A 2,523-nucleotide genomic window follows, 5' to 3' on the forward strand; every position below is an offset into this window, starting at 1 on the left:
CTGTTTTCTGATGATTTATTCAATCTAAAAGATTTTCTACTTAAATCAATAGAACCGCTTATTAATAATATAGATTTATTTTCAAGGAGGTGATTTTGGGTCTACCGCTGAGCGAGAGGTCGGTAGTGTAGAGGTACCTCCTTGCGTGTGTCCCGGAGGAGTCACGTTTACGTTCCCGGACGAGCAACTTCACCGTAATGGGTCGGCCTCCCAGGGTCAGGTCGGCGTAGTAGACTCCGGGGGGTATCCCACTGGGAGGCGCCCCCGAGGGTCCCCTGGGCCGACCCTGGGCTCGGTTGGACTTGAGCCTTGACACCACTTTGTTCGTCACGGGCTTCTCGGACAGTACTGGGATCGAAGACGACCCTGGCTACCGGAAGGGCTCCTTGAGCACGTCAAACATCTGGCCACGTCGATCTCGGTCTTGAACTCGGTGACCCTCACAAATCCCACATCTTCCTCACGGCGTAGGGGAAACCATGAACGTCCTGCTTGAGGTCCACTATCACGACCGTGAGGAGCTTGGCCCTCTCGAACCTCCCGTGGGCGTGGCAGCAGATCCAGTAGTTCTCAGGGGCTCATGTCCTACCGGAGCGTCGTGGTCCACGGTGTCGTCCACGATGACGACCTGGCCCTTCACCAGTCTGACAGGACCTCCAGCCCCCACGCGTCGTCGAGTTCTCCCAACGCCCCATCAATTCACGTTCCAACCCGAACGTCTCGGCCGCGTTCTTCACGCTGGCCCTCCCACCTACCAGGACCACGAGGATCAGACCAGTTGACCTTCCTGCTCCTCCCGTTCCTCCTCACCACTCCCAGCCTGTTTACCGCCTTGACCGGCCTCTCCCTAGCGAACTCGATCTGTCCCTTTCCGCACCTTTTCAGCGAGACGACGTCGAAAAACTTCTCGCTAATACCGACTTCTTCGTATTACCTCCCTAAAATTCCCATAACTGCTGCCCTTATTAACCTGTGACATACTCCAAGGAATAGTTCAGTTCTTATCTGACCGAAATTCTGCCTTTAAATTTCTATGATGACTAGAATTTTATAATAATACAAAAAAATCCAAAAACATAGAGTTTCAGAAGATGACTTCTTTCAAAACATTTTTATGGGAGGTCATAGATAGATTCACGATGGCCATGTTAAGCGAAGTTAATCGGTCGGTTTATGAGAGGGTGGTAGACTTCATTTACAGGGAGGTGGGCCTCCTGGACGACAGGAAGTACAAGGAGTGGTTGAGCTTATTCGCCGACGATGCAATTTATTGGATACCTAGATGGAGAAGTGAGACTGAGGTAACGGAGGAACCTGAGGACGAATTGAACGTGCTTTACCTCGATAAAAGGAGGCTTGAGATATACGTGGAGAGGCTACTCACAGGTCTGGCCTACGCCTATGAACCTCCTGCTAGAACCACTAGGTTGGTAAGCAACGTTGTGATCCTAGATAGGAAAGGTGACGAAATAGACTCCAGAGCTAAGTTTATACTCCACATGTTCAGGGCACAGCCCCACGAATTGTATGGGCCCAGGATGCAGGAAGTATTCAGCGGTGACATATACTACAAATTGAAAGAAGAGGGAGACAGCTTCAAGATAATGATGAAGAAGATAGTACTTATAAATGAGACCGTAATCGGGGGAGAGATGTACTTGTTCTGAGCGTTATACGGACTAAGGAGTTGAGCGAACTTATAGATTCATCTTAATACTGTGCTAAAAATCGAAGAGCTAACGTTCCTAAACTTACATTAAGGCACAACTCCGTAATCGAGCACGAATTTATATAATCGTTTTTAATTGGCAGCAGTTATGGGAATCTTAGGGGGTAATACGAAGAAGTCGGTATTAGCGAGAAGTTTTTCGACGTCGTCTCGCTGAAAAGGTGCGGAAAGGGACAGATCGAGTTCGCTAGGGAGAGGCTGGTCAAGGCGGTAAACAGGCTGGGAGTGGTGAGGAGGAACGGGAGGAGCAGGAAGGTCAACTGGTCTGATCCTCGTGGTCCTGGTAGGTGGGAGGGCCAGCGTGAAGAACGCGGCCGAGACGTTCGGGTTGGAACGTGAATTGATGGGGCGTTGGGAGAACTCGACGACGCGTGGGGGCTGGAGGTCCTGTCAGACTGGTGAAGGGCCAGGTCGTCATCGTGGACGACACCGTGGACCACGACGCTCCGGTAGGACATGAGCCCCTGAGAACTACTGGATCTGCTGCCACGCCCACGGGAGGTTCGAGAGGGCCAAGCTCCTCACGGTCGTGATAGTGGACCTCTCCACGGGCAGGACGTTCATGGTTTCCCCTACGCCGTGAGGAAGATGTTGGATTTGGGGATGGTCACCGAGTTCAAGACCGAGATCGACGTGGCCAGATGTTTGACGTGCTCAAGGAGCACTTCCGGTAGCCAGGGTCGTCTTCGATCCCAGTACTGTCCGAGAAGCCCGTGACGAACAAAGTGGTGTCAAGGCTCAAGTCCAACCGAGCCCAGGGTAGGCCCAGGGGACCCTCGGGGGCGCCTCCCAGT

2 protein-coding genes and 2 pseudogenes are annotated in these 2,523 nt (G+C 52.2%); 3 read left to right on the forward strand and 1 reads right to left on the reverse strand.

Going from position 1 to position 2,523, the window contains the following annotated elements:
• Nucleotides 1-106: 106 nt before the first annotated feature.
• Nucleotides 107-861: pseudogene (locus tag METMK1DRAFT_RS19925) on the reverse strand (IS701 family transposase); the annotation flags it as partial.
• Here METMK1DRAFT_RS19925 and METMK1DRAFT_RS17295 point away from each other — a divergent pair.
• The 3 genes and pseudogenes from METMK1DRAFT_RS17295 to METMK1DRAFT_RS19930 all read left to right on the forward strand — a co-directional run.
• On the forward strand, nt 779-976 hold the full coding sequence (locus METMK1DRAFT_RS17295) for a hypothetical protein (RefSeq protein ID WP_155812275.1): 198 nt from the start codon (nt 779-781) through the stop codon (nt 974-976). The pseudogene METMK1DRAFT_RS19925 and the gene METMK1DRAFT_RS17295 overlap by 83 nt on opposite strands.
• 115 nt (nt 977-1,091) lie before the next feature.
• Nucleotides 1,092-1,667 (forward strand): aromatic-ring-hydroxylating dioxygenase subunit beta, encoded by a 576-nt coding sequence (locus METMK1DRAFT_RS03310; protein ID WP_009070857.1) that lies wholly within the window; start codon nt 1,092-1,094, stop codon nt 1,665-1,667.
• A gap of 215 nt (nt 1,668-1,882) precedes the next feature.
• Nucleotides 1,883-2,523: pseudogene (locus tag METMK1DRAFT_RS19930) on the forward strand (IS701 family transposase); the annotation flags it as partial.

Origin of the sequence: Metallosphaera yellowstonensis MK1 (genome assembly GCF_000243315.1) — an archaeon.
Taxonomy (GTDB): Archaea; Thermoproteota; Thermoprotei_A; order Sulfolobales; family Sulfolobaceae; genus Metallosphaera; species Metallosphaera yellowstonensis.